Origin of the sequence: Streptomyces sp. NPDC014764 (assembly GCF_043082785.1) — a bacterium.
GTDB lineage: Bacteria > Actinomycetota > Actinomycetes > Streptomycetales > Streptomycetaceae > Streptomyces > Streptomyces althioticus.
Genome location: NZ_JBIBXY010000001.1, coordinates 660,779 through 675,879, shown reverse-complemented (window position 1 = coordinate 675,879; position 15,101 = coordinate 660,779). Strand labels below are relative to the sequence as shown.

General features: G+C 72.9%; 15 protein-coding genes and 2 tRNA genes. 15 read left to right on the top strand and 2 right to left on the bottom strand.

The features are described 5' to 3' along the window. Positions 1 to 1,233, top strand: a 1,233-nt coding sequence (locus ACF1AG_RS03095) for a stealth family protein (protein ID WP_391809249.1), incomplete at its 5' end; no start/stop codon positions are given. A gap of 87 nt (positions 1,234 to 1,320) precedes the next feature. On the opposite strand, the gene ACF1AG_RS03090 is transcribed toward ACF1AG_RS03095, so the two are convergent. Next, positions 1,321 to 3,387 carry a hypothetical protein gene (locus ACF1AG_RS03090; RefSeq protein ID WP_387794834.1) on the bottom strand — a complete coding sequence of 689 codons (2,067 nt, stop codon included), beginning with the start codon at positions 3,385 to 3,387 and terminating at the stop codon, positions 1,321 to 1,323. A 325-nt stretch (positions 3,388 to 3,712) separates the two neighbouring features. Between ACF1AG_RS03090 and proB the strand changes: the two genes are divergently transcribed. From proB to ACF1AG_RS03065, 5 genes are all read left to right on the top strand, one after another. Further along, the gene (gene proB / locus ACF1AG_RS03085; protein ID WP_359605030.1) at positions 3,713 to 4,888 is read left to right on the top strand and encodes a glutamate 5-kinase; all 1,176 of its coding nucleotides are present in this window, start codon (positions 3,713 to 3,715) and stop codon (positions 4,886 to 4,888) included. A 134-nt stretch (positions 4,889 to 5,022) separates the two neighbouring features. Continuing rightward, positions 5,023 to 5,493 (top strand): hypothetical protein, encoded by a 471-nt coding sequence (locus ACF1AG_RS03080; RefSeq protein ID WP_052183367.1) that lies wholly within the window; start codon positions 5,023 to 5,025, stop codon positions 5,491 to 5,493. A gap of 105 nt (positions 5,494 to 5,598) precedes the next feature. Then, positions 5,599 to 6,885: a glutamate-5-semialdehyde dehydrogenase gene (locus tag ACF1AG_RS03075; RefSeq protein WP_359605026.1), complete on the top strand. Its 1,287-nt coding sequence runs from the start codon at positions 5,599 to 5,601 to the stop codon at positions 6,883 to 6,885. Between the two features lie 75 nt (positions 6,886 to 6,960). Next, entirely contained in the window at positions 6,961 to 7,533 is a 573-nt protein-coding gene (locus ACF1AG_RS03070) for a hypothetical protein (RefSeq protein WP_359605024.1), read from the top strand. 86 nt (positions 7,534 to 7,619) lie between these two features. After that, a complete protein-coding gene (locus ACF1AG_RS03065; RefSeq protein ID WP_387794558.1) occupies positions 7,620 to 8,696 on the top strand; it encodes a hypothetical protein in 1,077 nt (358 codons plus the stop codon). A gap of 19 nt (positions 8,697 to 8,715) precedes the next feature. Here the strand turns inward: ACF1AG_RS03065 and ACF1AG_RS03060 are convergent, their stop codons facing one another. Then, positions 8,716 to 9,825, bottom strand: a complete 1,110-nt coding sequence (locus ACF1AG_RS03060) for a M48 family metallopeptidase (RefSeq protein ID WP_359605020.1) — start codon at positions 9,823 to 9,825, stop codon at positions 8,716 to 8,718. A gap of 292 nt (positions 9,826 to 10,117) precedes the next feature. Between ACF1AG_RS03060 and ACF1AG_RS03055 the strand changes: the two genes are divergently transcribed. From ACF1AG_RS03055 to ACF1AG_RS03015, 9 genes are all read left to right on the top strand, one after another. Further along, positions 10,118 to 10,282: a hypothetical protein gene (locus ACF1AG_RS03055; protein ID WP_006136080.1), complete on the top strand. Its 165-nt coding sequence runs from the start codon at positions 10,118 to 10,120 to the stop codon at positions 10,280 to 10,282. A gap of 70 nt (positions 10,283 to 10,352) precedes the next feature. Next, positions 10,353 to 10,991, top strand: a complete 639-nt coding sequence (gene nadD / locus ACF1AG_RS03050) for a nicotinate-nucleotide adenylyltransferase (RefSeq protein ID WP_359605018.1) — start codon at positions 10,353 to 10,355, stop codon at positions 10,989 to 10,991. A gap of 16 nt (positions 10,992 to 11,007) precedes the next feature. Next, positions 11,008 to 12,738, top strand: a complete 1,731-nt coding sequence (locus ACF1AG_RS03045; protein ID WP_391809248.1) for an LCP family protein — start codon at positions 11,008 to 11,010, stop codon at positions 12,736 to 12,738. Between the two features lie 93 nt (positions 12,739 to 12,831). Next, a complete protein-coding gene (gene rsfS, locus ACF1AG_RS03040) occupies positions 12,832 to 13,278 on the top strand; it encodes a ribosome silencing factor (RefSeq protein WP_359605014.1) in 447 nt (148 codons plus the stop codon). Continuing rightward, positions 13,269 to 13,943 carry a histidine phosphatase family protein gene (locus ACF1AG_RS03035; protein ID WP_387794561.1) on the top strand — a complete coding sequence of 225 codons (675 nt, stop codon included), beginning with the start codon at positions 13,269 to 13,271 and terminating at the stop codon, positions 13,941 to 13,943. The genes rsfS and ACF1AG_RS03035 overlap by 10 nt, the downstream gene beginning before the upstream one ends. A gap of 162 nt (positions 13,944 to 14,105) precedes the next feature. After that, positions 14,106 to 14,178, top strand: a tRNA-Ala gene (locus tag ACF1AG_RS03030). A gap of 202 nt (positions 14,179 to 14,380) precedes the next feature. Continuing rightward, positions 14,381 to 14,554: a hypothetical protein gene (locus ACF1AG_RS03025; protein WP_006136075.1), complete on the top strand. Its 174-nt coding sequence runs from the start codon at positions 14,381 to 14,383 to the stop codon at positions 14,552 to 14,554. Between the two features lie 3 nt (positions 14,555 to 14,557). After that, on the top strand, positions 14,558 to 14,791 hold the full coding sequence (locus tag ACF1AG_RS03020; protein WP_006136074.1) for a hypothetical protein: 234 nt from the start codon (positions 14,558 to 14,560) through the stop codon (positions 14,789 to 14,791). A 139-nt stretch (positions 14,792 to 14,930) separates the two neighbouring features. Next, positions 14,931 to 15,003 (top strand) — tRNA-Ala (locus ACF1AG_RS03015). The last annotated feature ends 98 nt before the right edge of the window (positions 15,004 to 15,101 follow it).

Here is a 15,101-nt window from a genome sequence, read left to right as displayed (position 1 = left end):
GTGCGTCTGGGTCCCGCGGGGCAGGTCCTGGGCGGTCCGATGCTCGGCTGCGACGTGGAGTTCTGGCAGGACGGCGCCGACGTGCTCGCAGGTCCCCAGGCGCAGGCGGAGCTGGCGCGCGTGTCGCCGCAGGCCTCCGCCGACGTCCTGGCCGACTCCCTCGTGGCGCCGCGCCGCAACCGCATCGCCGACGTGGTGCCGACCGCGGAGCAGACGCCCGCGAAGGTCACGGTCGGCGGGCGGGAGCACCCCACCTTCGCGCCGTTCACCGTGACCACGGTGGAGGACGTCACGTTCCCCATCGACGTCGTCTACACCTGGGTCGACGGTCAGGACCCCGAACTGCGCGCCAAGCGCCAGAAGTACCGCGGCGACGGGGACGCCGGCATCGCCGCCCGCGAGGTCGGCGAGTCCCGCTACACCAGCCACGACGAGCTCAAGTACTCCCTGCGGTCCCTCCAGATGTACGCCGGCTTCGTGCGGCACGTGTACATCGTCACCGACGGCCAGACCCCCCAGTGGCTCGACCCGGAGGCGCCGGGCGTCACGGTCGTGGACCACAAGGACATCTTCCCCGAGGGCGTCCTGCCGGTCTTCAACTCGCACGCCATCGAGACGCGGCTGCACCACATCCCGGGCCTCTCGGACCACTACCTGTACTTCAACGACGACGTGTTCGTCGGCCGCAGCGTCACCCCGCAGCACTTCTTCCACGCCAGCGGCGTCGCCCGGCTGCCCTTCTCGACGTACCAGATCGGCGTCGGCGCCCCGCACCCGCAGGCCTCCGCGCCCAACTCCGCCGGGCGGAACGTGCGCCGGCTGCTGGAGGGGGCCTACGGGGTGTCCATCACCCACAAGTTCCTGCACACCCCGCACCCCCAGCGCCGGGACGTGCTGACCGATCTGGAGCGGGACTACCCGGAGGCGATCGAGCGGACCATGCGGTCCCGGTTCCGGTCGATCGAGGACGTCTCGCCGGCCACCTCCTTCCACCACCACCTGGCGCTGCTCACCGGCCGCGCCGTCCCGGCGAAGTTCAAGTACCGCTACGTCGACGTCGGCAAGCCCCACCTGGAGGAGCGCGTCGAGTCCCTCAAGACGCGCCGCGGCTACGACTTCTTCTGCCTCAACGACGTGGACACGGCCCCCGACCGCCGCGACTACGTGCGCTCCTACGTCCACGACTTCCTGGAGTGGTACTTCCCGTACCCGAGCTCCTTCGAGCGCGCCTGAGGCGCCGCCCCGGACCCCCGGCGGGCCGCCGCGCGTCCATGCGCGGCGACCCGCCGTTCTGCTCCGTGAGCGCCCTTCCGCGCGTCGTCAGGCGAGCTGCCCCGGCCGTTCCGGCGCGGGCAGCGTGATCCGGGCGGGTGCCGGACGGGCCTGGCGGGGGGCCGGGACGCCCGCCGCCGTCCTGCCGGTCATCCGGGCCCTGTGCGTCGCGGCCGCCGCGCCCAGGGCGCGTACGGCCTCGGCGAAGCGCTCCTGGGACGAGGGCTCGGACGGGCCCAGCAGGTGCAGGCGCAGCTTCGCACGCTCCTCTGCCAGACCGTCCTTCTCCGGGTGCCGGACGGTCTCCAGCAGGGCCGGCACGCCCGTCGCGTCCGGGGTGAGGACGGTCGCCGCCGCCACCGTCGGGAACCGGGCGCGGAACGTCTCCTCGGTGAGGCCGCCGGTGTTCGTCACCGCGTACGGCTTGCCGCTCGCCAGGAAGTCGCTGATCACGCTCGACACGTCGCTGATCAGCAGGTCGGCCACGTCGAAGCAGGAGTACAGCGAGGGGCGGGCGTCCTCGACGACCTGGTGCTCCCACTCCGGGAGCGACGCCCAGTACGCCGCCTCCCAGGCCTCGGTCGCCCGCGCCACCGCCTCCGCGCGGCCCGCCGGCGGAGCGGACTGGACGAGCATCCGCTCCGTCTGGTCGGCGCCCTCACGGAACTCCGCGGCGGTCAGCCGGTCCAGCTCGGCCGTGCGGGCGGCCGGCTCCTTCGACGGGGCGGGGCGCGGGCCGGAGCGGGCCCGGGCGGCCGCGCGGACCATCTCCCGGATGCGGCGGTCCGCGGCGCCCGCGCGCGGGTCCACCGAGCCGGTCAGCGGGTGCGGCTTGTACAGCAGCCGCACGCCCGGGTCCGCGAGGAGCGCCCGCACCAGGTTCTCGCCGGCCGTGATCACCGAGGTGTTGCCGGGGTTGCCGTCCCAGCCCTCCCAGGTCGGCGCGTACAGCACGGTGACGTACGCGCCCGTGGGCGGCCCCGCGTACGGCCGGACCGCGTCCAGCTGCGGGCGGCCGATCTCCACCACGTCCTTGTCCTCGACCCCGACCTCGGCCAGCGCGTACCGCTCGCGCGCCGCCGGACCCGCGACCCACACCTCGTCGTACGCCTTCGCGTACGGGTTGCAGGACGACAGCTTGTCGCTCTCCCCGTGGTTGACGAACGCGTGCTTGATCGTGGGGATGCGCAGCACCTGCGAGGTCTTGCCGGAGTTGGACGGGTGGATGAGCACCTGGAGCGTGGAGTGCTCGAGCCGCATCAGCGTCGGCACCTTCGGCAGGCACACGATCGGGATGTCGGTCGCCGGCATCCGCGACACCATGTACCGCTCGCGCAGCACGATCAGCGGCCGTCCGTCCAGCCGGGCCAGCGGCTCCAGCCACATCCCGGCCTGGTAGACGGAGGACGGACCGCCGGAGAAGTACAGCCCCACGGTGGGCCGGTACTCGGCCAGCCAGGCGTCGAACCAGGCGAGCACCTCCTGCTCGCCGGCCGGGCGCCTCCCGGGCAGCAGCCGCAGCGACAGCGCGACCAGACCGCCCAGTGCGAGCGCCAGTGACAGCGCGATCCCGGCCGCCGCGCACCGCGCGTCGTCCGTCACCGCCGTCACCGTCAGCCCGGCCGTCGCGGGCAGCCCGAAGACCAGCAGCCGGTGTCCGGGGCGGCGCAGCAGAGCGGGCGGGGCGGGGGACAGGCGCAGCGCGGAGGCGTCGATGTTGCGGGTCACCACCGGCAGCGTGCGGGTGCGGCGCACCAGCACGGACACCGCCTGGATGGCGCAGTGCAGGGCGTAGCACAGCAGCAGGCCGGCGAGCAGCGGCGCGTACTGCGTCTCGCGGTGCTGCTCGCCGAGCCGCAGCAGGCCCACCACCAGCAGCAGGTCGCGCAGCACATGGCGGACGGTGACGTCCGCGTGCGCCTTGGCGAACAGCGCGGGGACCCCACGCTGCCAGCGGTACAGCACGCCCTCGACGGCCAGCGAGAGGGCGGTGGCGGCCAGCAGCAGCGGCACGTGCGGGGCCAGCGCCGCCACGGCCTGCACCACGTAGGCACCGGCCAGGACGGACGCCGTGAGGAGCGTGGCGAGCGCGGGGCGGCCGGGCGCGCGGAGCAGCGGGAGGCGGGGCCGGCGGATACCCGCCCTGAACCGCCGACGGGACGTGGGTAGGGGCACTGCGGTCACTCCAGGGTCGTGAGGGACGTGCGCCGGGTTAACGGCCGTCGGCCTGAAGACGACACGCGCGTGTCGCGCCGCCGCAGGCCAGGTGTCGTCGCACTGGTGTCCACACCCCGGTTCGCGCGGACGGGGTACGGCGTCCTGGAGGCCGCCGGGCCGTGTCCGGCGCGGTGTCCGGAGGCTGGACCGTCGAGCGTCCTTCGATGCGCTTCGCGTAGATTGCCTGCCGGGCGAAGCGATCGACGTGAGGAGCGACGGCACAGTGGCAGGGGCACGGCAGACCGTGGTCGAGGCGCGCAGGATCGTCGTCAAGGTCGGCTCCTCGTCGCTGACCACCGCCGCGGGCGGACTGGACGCCGACCGCGTGGACGCGCTCGTGGACGTCCTCGCCAAGACCAGGAAAGAAGGGGTGGCCCGCACGGCCCCGGCCGAGGGGGGCGGCAGACGGGCGGGCGGGGAGCGTGAGGTCGTCCTCGTCTCCTCCGGCGCCATCGCCGCCGGTCTCGCCCCGCTGGGACTGCGCCGCCGGCCCAGTGACCTGGCCCGCCAGCAGGCCGCCGCCAGCGTCGGGCAGGGTCTGCTCGTCGCCCGCTACACCGCCTCCTTCGCCCGCTACGGCGTCCGCGTCGGGCAGGTGCTGCTGACCAGCGACGACATGAGCCGCCGCGCCCACCACCGCAACGCCTCCCGCACCCTGGACAAGCTGCTCGCGATGGGCGCCCTGCCGGTGGTCAACGAGAACGACACCGTCGCCACGGACGAGATCCGCTTCGGTGACAACGACCGGCTCGCCGCGCTCGTCGCCCATCTGGTCCGCGCCGACCTGCTGGTGCTGCTGTCCGACGTGGACGGCGTGTACGACGGCGACCCGTCCCGTCCCGGCACCTCACGGATAGCGGAGATCAGGGGACCCGAGGACCTCGCCCACGTGGAGATCGGCAGCGCCGGCAAGGCGGGCGTCGGCACCGGCGGCATGGTCACCAAGGTGGAGGCCGCCCGGATCGCCGCCGCCGCGGGCATCCAGGTGGTGCTGACCAGCGCGGTCCACGCGGCCGAGGCGCTGGGCGGCGGTGACACCGGCACCTACTTCCACCCCACCGGGCGCCGCTCCGCCGACCGGCTGCTGTGGCTCCAGCACGCCTCCACCCCGCAGGGCTCGCTCACCCTGGACGACGGAGCGGTGCGCGCGGTCGTCGAGGGCCGCAAGTCGCTGCTCCCGGCAGGCATCGCCGGCGTCGAGGGCGACTTCAGCGCGGGCGACCCGGTGGAGCTGCGGGACCGGGAGGGCCGCGCGGTGGCCCGCGGGCTCGTCAACTTCGACGCCAAGGAGATCCCCCTCCTGGTGGGCCGCTCGACCCGCGAACTCGCGCGGGAGCTCGGCCCCGGGTACGAACGCGAGGTCGTACACAGGGACGATCTCGTGGTCCTGCATCCGTAATGCCCCAAAACGTCGGCCCTCGGTGGTGGACGTTCCGCGAAACCGCCCCACGATCCGCGACAGCCTGCTCAACTTTGTCGCAGGGACAAAATTCCGCCCGGCGTGCGGGCGGTGCGCGTGTGAAGGAGGCCGTCGTGAGACGAGTGCGCCCCGGGACGACGGTGTCCCACGGTGGCCGCGGCTCCCGGGCGGCGGGTGAGGAACGCGCCCTGACCAGCGTCGCGGCCGGGGACCGGCACCGGGGCGGCGAGGCGCGCGACCTGCCCCGCCTGTGGCACGTCACCCTCAGCGTCTCCGGCGAGCCCGCGCCGGTCGCGGAGGTCCGGCGGGCGCTGGAGCAGCTCGCCCACGACCACCCGTTCCTGCTGACCAGCCGCTACGCCGACGACCACGCGGAGATCCGCTACTGGGAGGAGGCCCGTGACCTGCACGACGCGGCCGCGGTGGCGCTGCGCCTGTGGGGCGAGCACCGGCGGTCCGCGGGACTGCCGCCGTGGGAGATCGTGGGCCTGGAGGTCATCGACCGGGCCACCTACCGCAGCCGCGTCGCCGCCGGGCACGGGCCGGTACCGGCCACGCCGGTCGGGGTGCACCCGTTCCCGTGACACCCGGAGCCTCTCCTGTCACACCCGTTTTGACCCTGAATATCCCTGTCTCGGGGTGTGGGACGAACCCCTCCGCCGCGGCCCGGGCACACTACGCTTCCACCCATGACCACGCTCTCGCCGTTCGACTCGATGTCCCCGGTCAGCCAGGCCGCCTACCGCGCCAAGGGCGCCGCCGCCACCCTCGCCCCGCTGCCGCGCGCCGCCAAGGACGACGCGCTGCTCGCCATCGCGGACGCGCTGGAGGTCCGCACGAGCGAGATCGTCGAGGCCAACGCCCAGGACGTGGCGAAGGCGCGCGAGGCCGGCATCGGCGAGGGCATGATCGACCGGCTCACGCTCACCCCGGAGCGGGTCCGCGCCATCGCCGCCGACGTGCGGGACGTGGCTGCGCTGCCCGACCCGGTCGGCGAGGTCGTCCGCGGTTCCACCCTGCCCAACGGCATCGACCTGCGCCAGGTCCGGGTGCCCCTCGGCGTCGTCGGCATCATCTACGAGGGCCGTCCCAACGTGACGGTCGACGCCGCCGCCCTCTGCCTGAAGTCGGGCAACGCGGTCCTGCTGCGCGGTTCCTCCTCCGCCTACCGCTCCAACACCGCGCTGGTGCGGGTGCTGCGCGACGCCGTGCACGGCGCGGGCCTGCCCGCCGACGCCGTCCAGATGGTTCCCGGGGAGAGCCGGGACAGCGTGCGGGAGCTGATGCGCGCCCGCGGCCTGGTCGACGTGCTGATCCCGCGCGGCGGCGCCTCGCTGATCAACACGGTCGTGCAGGAGTCCACCGTCCCCGTCATCGAGACCGGCACCGGCAACTGCCACGTCTACGTCGACGCCCACGCCGACCTCGGCATGGCCGTCGACATCCTGGTCAACAGCAAGGCGCAGCGCGTCGGCGTGTGCAACGCCGCCGAGACGCTGCTGGTGCACCAGGACATCGCTGCCGAGTTCCTGCCCCGCGCGCTGGACGCCCTCGCCGACGCCGGGGTGACCGTGCACGCCGACGAGCGCGTGATGGCGTACGCCAAGGACTCCCGGGCCACCGTCGTGGAGGCCACCACGGAGGACTGGGAGACCGAGTACCTGTCCCACGACATCGCCGCCGCCGTGGTCGACTCCCTGGACCGGGCGGTCGAGCACATCCGGCTGTGGACCTCCGGCCACACCGAGGCCATCGTCACCACCTCGCAGCAGGCCGCCCGCCGGTTCACCCAGCTGGTGGACTCCACCACGGTCGCGGTGAACGCCTCCACCCGGTTCACCGACGGCGGCCAGTTCGGTTTCGGCGCGGAGATCGGCATCTCCACGCAGAAGCTGCACGCCCGCGGTCCCATGGGCCTGCCCGAGCTGACCAGCACGAAGTACATCGTCACCGGCGACGGCCACACCCGGCGCTGAGGGGCGCGCCCCGCCGGCGCGGCCCGGCGGGGCCACATCCGATGGGCGGACGAATTTCCGTACCGTCTGCCCAAATTGACCCCCCAGGTCTACTCTGGACGAGTGCCGGAGGACGTGGGGGGCACGCCGTTCCCTGACGGCTGGAAGCCCGACGACGACCACGACCGCGGGGTGTCGGACGAAGAGTTCGCCTCCGTGGTCTTCGACGAGGCCTTCGTACAGGCGGCCGCGGTGCACGAGCCGACCGCCGTCGAGCGTCTCCTGGCCGCCGCGCAGGCCAGAGCGGAGGCCTCCGAGGCGGAGGCCCACCGCACCCGCTCCCGGCGGCGCGACGACGGCTACGGCGGCCACCGCGCCGGGGGCCACGACTCCGACGACGAGGACGCCGACGCCCCGGAGGCCGAGTACGGCTCCCCTTACGGCAGGCAGGTGCGCTGGCACCGCCCGGTCGCCTGGATGCTGGCCCTGGTGATGGGCATCGGCATGGTCGCGCTCGCCTTCTCGGCGGTCTACCGGGGCGGCTCCGCGCAGCGCCAGGAGCCCGCCCCGCCGCCCGCCACCACCGGCGTCGGCCAGGGCACGGGCGCGGCGCCCTCGGCGGACCACTCCCGGCCGACCGTCCCGGTGATCCCCACGGGCGGGCCGTGACCCCTGCTCCGCCTTGGTGAGAACCTGACAGAAGTTGGAGCCCCGGCGGGCGTTTACCGGCACCCCGCCAGACCTACCCTGAAGGTATGGGAGAGCCTTCGGACCCGCCCGAGGGGACGCCCGAGGGAGCCCCCCGAGGCGGTGACGACGAGTACCGGTCCGTCGTCTTCGACGAGACCTTCGTGCGCGCTGCCCGGCTCCAGGAGTTCTCCGCGCAGGAGCGCATCACCGACCACACGCCCGCCGTGCGCCGCCTCCCGCCGGCCCGCCGCAGCGGCCTCTCGCGGCAGGCACTCGTCCTGGTCCTGCTGATCGCCGTGGCTTTCGGCACCGCCGTCTACATGGGCGTGCGCCACCCCTACCGGACCCCCGTCGCCGAGCGGCCCGCGGAGCCCTTACGGATGACCGTGGTGCCCCTCGCCCCCGAGGGTGCGGTGCCCGGCGCCCGCGACGTCGACCAGCTGTACACGCACAGCCCCGCCGCGCACTTCCGCGCCGGCGCCGAGGGCGTCCCGCTCCCGCCGACCCGGCGCACCGCGAACTTCTCCGACGACCAGGTGGTGTCCGCCCTGCTCACCGCCCGGGACTACGTCGTACGGTCCGCCCTCGACCCGGCCGTCGTCACCGGCCGCGAGACCCGCGCCGTACGGGTGCTGCTCGACTCCCGCCAGCAGGAGCAGTTCGACCAGAGCCTCGACCGGCCCGCCGCCGACGGACGGCACGCGGTCACCGGATGGCTCGTCCGCTTCGACCCCGCCCATGTGCGGCTCGCCGACCCGCACATCCGGGTCCGGGGCACCCTCCAGGCCGCCGAAGCCGACTCCGGGACGCTTGAGGTCACCACCGACCACACCGTCGTCTACGCGCTCCGCCCGGCCGGCGCGGGCCCGGACACGGAGGCGTCACTGTTCACGGTGCGCCGCGAGCTCAGGTTCCGCTTCGACCGGGAGGACCTGCGGCTGCACCAGGCGGAGCTGGTCGTCTCGCACGTCCAGGCCGGGCCCCAGTCCTGCGCCGTGGACCCCGCCCCGGTCCTGCACCCCCTGCTCGCCGGCCAGCGCGCCCCGCACACCGCCCCGCCCGGCACCGATCCCTACGCGCCCGACACCACCGCCCCGGCGCTCTGCGGCACCCTGGCGGACGCGGCCCAGCCCCGGCTGTGAGACCGGGCCGCGCGGTGTCTCACGCCTGGTCGCGCGGCGGGTTCCCGTCGGTGTCGCCGTCGCCGTCGGGGCCGGACGGGCCGGGCTTCGAACCCGTGAAGCCGCCGAAGCCGCGGCGGACCCGGTCGCCCAGGTCGCCGGCGCCGCCCGCGATGTCGCCGACCAGCTTCATCAGCGGGTCCTTGGAGGTCCGCACCTCGTCGGCGTAGGTGCTCGCCGACTCCCGCCAGGAGTCCCGCACCGACGCCTCCTTGTCGTCCTCGCGGCGCGGGTAGTGGCCGTCCATGATCCGCTGGAAGTCCCGGGAGGCCGCCCACTTCTTCAGCTCGGCCGCCCGCACCGTGGTGAACGGGTGCGAGCGCGGCAGCACGTTGAGGATCTTCAGCACGGAGTCGCGCAGGTCCCCGCCCGACTCGTACTCCTCGGCCTGCTCCAGGAACGCGTCCACGTTCATCTCGTGCAGGTGGTTGCCGCCCGCGATCTTCATCAGGCCGCGCATCGACGCCTGGACGTCCTGCCCCACCAGCAGCCCCGCGCGGTCCGCGGACAGCTCCGACTTGCGGAACCACTCCCGCAGCGCGGTCACGATCGCCATGATCGCCACGTTGCCCAGCGGGATCCAGGCGACCCGGACCGCCAGCGACGTCAGGAACAGCAGGACCGTGCGGTACACCGAGTGGCCGGACAGCGCGTGCCCGACCTCGTGCCCGACGACCGCCCGCATCTCCTCCTCGTCGAGCAGCTCCACCAGACCCGTGGTCACCACGATGATCGGCTCGTCGAGACCGATGCACATCGCGTTGGGGTTCGGGTCCTGGTTGACGTACATCGGCGGGACCTTCTCCAGGTCCAGGATGTAGCAGGCGTCCCGCAGCATGTCGTTGAGATGCGCGAACTGCCGGTCCGAGACCCGCACCGAGTCGGACAGGAACAACAGCCGCAGACTCCGCTCGGGCAGCAGTCCGCTCAGCGCCTTGAAGACCGTGTCGAACCCGCTCAGCTTCCGCAGTGCCACCAGCGCGGAACGGTCGGCGGGGTGTTCGTACGCACGCGAGGAGATCCCGGGGAAGCGCCTGCGCTGCCTGCCGGGCACCCTCTCGTGCCCGTTGTGCTGGTGGCCGTCGGACATGTATCCCCCATGTGCGTCTGATGGATCTGCGCGGTCGCCGGTGCGGCCCCGTTCCCCGCGGCGGAACCCAGCCTAGGCGGGATTCCCGTGCGCGGGCAGGGGACGGGCGCTCCGTGCGGCCTCACGCGGAAGGACGACCGGGCACCGGGCAACGGTTGCCTCCCGCGCCGGGACGGCCGCGCCGGGGCTCCGCACGCCCGCAACGGCGGAGTCGGCGTGATCGCCGGGAAGCCGCCCGCATACGATGAGCGCACGTCTTTATCCCGCCCACACGCGATAGGTCCTGCCGAAGATGAGCTTCCCCAGCACCGCTGCCCAGATGGTCACCCTCGCCGCCGAGGGCGGAGAGCACGGCGGCAACCACGAGAGCCTCAGCCCCTACCTCACCGGCGGCGGCGCCCTGTTCGTGCTGCTGCTCCTACTGTGGATCACCACCCGCTTCAACCGCGACCGCTGAGCCGCGGCGCCCTCGTCCCGGGGGCACTGGCCGACGTGGCCCACGGGCCGGGCCGGTAGGGTCTGCACGCATGGGAGAGCAGGACATGCCTACCGGCCCCGGCACCGGCCCGGCGCAGCGGGGCAAGCGCCGTCTGGGCGTCATGGGCGGCACTTTCGACCCGATCCACCACGGGCACCTGGTGGCAGCCAGCGAGGTGGCCGCGCAGTTCCACCTCGACGAGGTGGTCTTCGTCCCCACCGGCCAGCCGTGGCAGAAGAGCCACCGCGCGGTCTCGCCCGCCGAGGACCGCTACCTGATGACGGTCATCGCCACCGCCGAGAACCCCCAGTTCTCGGTCAGCCGCATCGACATCGACCGCGGCGGGCCCACCTACACCGTGGACACCCTGCGCGACCTCGACGCGCTCAACCCGGACACGGACCTGTTCTTCATCACCGGAGCCGACGCCCTCGCCCAGATCCTGACCTGGCGCGACAGCGAGGAACTGTTCTCCCTGGCACACTTCATCGGCGTGACCCGGCCCGGCCACCATCTGACCGACGCCGGCCTGCCCGAGGGCGGAGTCTCGCTCGTGGAGGTCCCGGCCCTCGCCATCTCCTCCACGGACTGCCGTGCGAGAGTCGCCAAGGGAGACCCCGTCTGGTACCTGGTGCCGGACGGTGTCGTGCGCTACATCGCCAAGCGCCAGCTGTATCGCGGCGAGTGAGCCGAGAGGGGCACCGGTGAACGACGGATACGACGCGGGATACGGGGACGGGGGCCCGTACGAGCTCGTCGGCTACGACGAGTACGGCCGGCCGGTCTACCGGCAGGCCGACGGCCGGCAGACGCAGCAGCAGTACGACCCCTACGGACAGCAGGGCGGGCAGCCCCAGCAGGGCTACGGCTACGACCCGTACGCGACCGGCGGCCGCCAGCAGCCCGCCTACGACCCGTACGGCAACGGCGGCGGCTACGGCTACGACCCGTACGCCACGGGCGGCCACCAGCAGCCCGCCCACGACCCCTACGGGCAGGGCGCGCACCCCGACGGCACCGGACAGCAGCCCAGGGTGACCGAGCAGACCGCGTACATACCGGAGCAGTCCGGCCACGCCCCCGAGCGCACCGCGCACATCCCGCAGCAGGCCCGCCCGGCCGACGACGCCGGGGACAACGGCGACGGCTCCGCCCCCGACTACCGCACCGAGCAGTTCGCCTTCGTCGAGGAGCCGGACGACGACTCAGAGGACGTCATCGACTGGCTCAAGTTCACCGAGAACCGCACCGAGCGCCGCGAGGAGGCCCGCCGCCGCGCCCGCAGCCGGATCATCGCCCTGACCGTGGTGTTCGCGCTGGTCGCCGCCGGCGGCGTCGGCTACCTCTGGTACGCCGGGAAACTCCCCGGGCTCTCCGCCTCCGACAAGGGCACCGGCACCACCACCACCGCCGCGGGCGCCCAGAAGCGGGACGTGCTCGTCGTCCACCTGCACGACACGGAGAACGGCGGCACCTCCACCGCGCTGCTCGTCGACAACGCCACCACCGAGCAGGGCACCACCGTGCTGCTGCCCAACTCCCTCGCCCTGACCGCCGAGGACGGCACCACCACCACGCTCGCCAAGTCCGTCGAGGACGACGGCTCCGAGGGCACCAGGACCGCCCTGGACACCGTCCTCGGCACCGACATCGAGGGCACCTGGCGGCTGGACACCCCCTTCCTGCTCACCCTCGTCGACCTGGTCGGCAACATCGAGGTCGACACCGACGCCGACGTGCCCGACCCGGACGCCAAGAAGAAGGGCCAGGCGCCGCTGGTCAGGAAGGGCAAGGGCCAGACCCTCAGCGGCAAGATGGCCGTCGCGTACGCCACCCACCGCGGCCCCGGCGAGGCCCAGGACGCCCAGCTGGAGCGGTTCGGCCAGGTGCTGCACGGGGTGCTGCGCAAGCTGACCTCCGACCCGGACGCCGCCACGACCACCGTCCAGACCCTCGGCCAGATCATCGAGCCGCCGCTCACCGACGCGGACCTCGGCGCCTTCCTCGCCGGGCTCTCCGACCTGGCCAAGGGCGGCGACCACCGCACCCAGCTGCTGCCGGTCGAGGAGGACGGCACGCTCACCGCCGAGGCGAGTGACAGCGTCGTCAAGGACGTCCTCGGCGGCACCGCCAAGAGCCCCGACCGGGACGCCGCGGTCACCGTCTCCGTGCGCAACGCCACCGGGGACGAGGACGACACCGAGAAGGCCCGCGTGGTGCTGCTCAACGGCGGCTTCACCTTCCTGGAAGGCGGCACCGCCGGCTCCGCCGAGTCCGCCTCCGAGGTCGTCTACGCCGACCCGGCGGAGAAGGAGAACGCCGCCGAGGTCGCCAAGACCCTCGGCCTGCCCGCCGACGCCGTCACCAAGGGCAAGATCTCCGGCAACGCGCGCGTGGCGGTCGTCCTCGGCCAGGACTACGACCCCGGCTCGTAGTGAGGGCGGGCGCACCCCGCGTGACGACGTGGGGTGCGCCCGGCGGTCCGTGAGACCCTGGAGGTCAACCGACCGTCGACCGAAAGCCACGCAGTGACCGCAACCGACCGTTCCATCGAGCTCGTCCGCACCGCCGCCCAGGCGGCCGCCGACAAGCTCGCGCACGACATCGTCGCCTACGACGTCAGTGACGTGCTCTCCATCACCGACGCTTTCCTGCTGGCCTCCGCGCCGAACGACCGCCAGGTCAAGTCGATCGTCGACGAGATCGAGGAGCGGCTCGGCAAGGAGCTCGGCGCCAAGCCGGTCCGCCGCGAGGGCGACCGCGAGGCCCGCTGGGTGCTGCTCGACTACGTCGACATCGTCGTCCACGTCCAGCACAGCGAGGAGCGGGTCTTCTACGCTCTGGAGCGGCTCTGGAAGGACTGCCCCGAGCTGGACCTGCCCGAGGACGCCAAGGCCACCCGCGGCAAGGCCGCCGAGCACGCCAAGCTCCAGGAGGCCGAGGAGGCGACCGAGCCGGGAGGTGAGTGGCGGTGAGCGCCACCGGTGAGGTGAGCGGCTCCGCGCGCCGGGGCCGCCGCGTCATCCTCTGGCGGCACGGCCAGACCTCCTGGAACGTGGAGCGACGCTTCCAGGGCTCCACGGACGTCGAGCTGACCGAGACCGGCGTCGCCCAGGCCCGCCGGGCGGCACGTCTGCTCGCCGGTCTGAAGCCCGACGCGATCGTCGCCTCCGACCTCGAGCGGGCCGCGGCCACCGCCGCCGAGCTGGCCGCGCTCACCGGCCTGCGGGTCTTCCACGACGAGGCCCTGCGGGAGACCTACGCCGGCGTCTGGCAGGGCCTGACGCACGACGAGATCATCGCCCGGTACGGCGAGGAGTACGCCGCGTGGAAGCGCGGCGAGCCCGTCCGTCGCGGCGGCGGCGAACTGGAGACCGAGGTTGCCGACCGCGCCGCCCCCGTGGTGCTGCGGCACGTCGAGAAGCTCCCGGAGGACGGCACGCTCGTGGTCGTCAGCCACGGCGGGACCATCCGCACCACCATCGGCCGGCTGCTCGGCCTGGACCCGCGCAGCTGGGAGAGCCTGGGCGGCCTCAGCAACTGCTGCTGGTCCGTCCTCGGCGAGGGCGCCCGGGGCTGGCGGCTGATGGAGCACAACGCCGGCACCCTGCCGGAGCCGGTGCTCGGCGACGACACCTGAGGACGGCCGTGCCCGCCGCCGGGGCCTCCGGCGGCGGCCGTGCGACCCGCCCCGCGGAGTCCCGGACCCGGATTTCACTTTCTGGCAGGTCGCAGGCTAAAGTTCTTCTTGTTCGCCCCGCCGAGCGGAGCGAAACCAGGAAGTCACTTCATGTGGCGGCCAGGGGCTATAGCTCAGTTGGTAGAGCGCCTGCATGGCATGCAGGAGGTCAGGAGTTCAATTCTCCTTAGCTCCACATGGTGAAGATCCCGTCTCCCTCAGCGGAGGCGGGATCTTTTGTCGTCCGCCGATGAGCACGGCGGCGTTCTCCGACGTATACCTCTACGAGGCGTACAGCCGTGTCCCTACCGGTACCACGGCGTCGCTGACCGTATTGGCCCGGTCGTGGCAGAATCAAACGACCGGAAGGGGGCGCGGCCCGACGGGAGGGAGTTGTGATGCCTGCGAGCATCCTCGAGGAGGTCGACCACCTCCTCGGAGCGGTGTCGACCCGACGGACCTCTACGCGTCTCAGCTGCCCTTCCTGCGGTTCCGCACACGTCGCCCAGGTGCTCGGCGACAACGGCGGGATCTCCTACGTGTGCACGGCCTGCGGCCACAGCTGGAGCTGACCGATGGGTGCACACAGGCGGAAGTGCGACTGGTGCGGCAGCGGCACGCCCATCGTCCGCGACATGGAGCCGATCAACCCCGACTACCAGTACTGGTGCGAGGAGTGCGCGCGGGCGCTGATCATAAAGGGCGACCCCATCGAGACGTACCGGGAACTCGAGGGGGAGCCGATCTACGGCCGGCTGCTGGAGGAGCACTGCACCCTCAAACGCTTCTACTCGTTCGTGACGGCGTGAGCGCTGAGGGCGGGGGAGCGCCCCTCCGGGGGCGGGCGTTCCGGGCGGAACGGCGCGAAGCGAAACCGATTTGGTGTTGGGCCGGGGGGACCGTGTAAAGTTGGCGTCGCCGCCGGGGAAACCCGGGGGAACACCGCAAGGGGCTATAGCTCAGTTGGTAGAGCGCCTGCATGGCATGCAGGAGGTCAGGAGTTCAATTCTCCTTAGCTCCACAGAAGTCGAGGGCGGATCATCCGAACGGATGGTCCGCCCTCGGTCGTTGTGCACATGTCCCCGGACACCTCGTCACACCGAACGCGAACGGCCCTCT

Coding starts and splice junctions, on each gene's coding strand:
- ACF1AG_RS03075 (WP_359605026.1), top strand. CDS start 5,599: ATGACCACGCTCTCGCCGTTCGACTCGATGTCCCCGGTCAGCCAGGCC.
- ACF1AG_RS03065 (WP_387794558.1), top strand. CDS start 7,620: ATGGGAGAGCCTTCGGACCCGCCCGAGGGGACGCCCGAGGGAGCCCCC.
- ACF1AG_RS03060 (WP_359605020.1), bottom strand. CDS start 9,825: ATGTCCGACGGCCACCAGCACAACGGGCACGAGAGGGTGCCCGGCAGG.
- ACF1AG_RS03055 (WP_006136080.1), top strand. CDS start 10,118: ATGAGCTTCCCCAGCACCGCTGCCCAGATGGTCACCCTCGCCGCCGAG.
- nadD (WP_359605018.1), top strand. CDS start 10,353: ATGGGAGAGCAGGACATGCCTACCGGCCCCGGCACCGGCCCGGCGCAG.
- ACF1AG_RS03025 (WP_006136075.1), top strand. CDS start 14,381: ATGCCTGCGAGCATCCTCGAGGAGGTCGACCACCTCCTCGGAGCGGTG.
- ACF1AG_RS03020 (WP_006136074.1), top strand. CDS start 14,558: ATGGGTGCACACAGGCGGAAGTGCGACTGGTGCGGCAGCGGCACGCCC.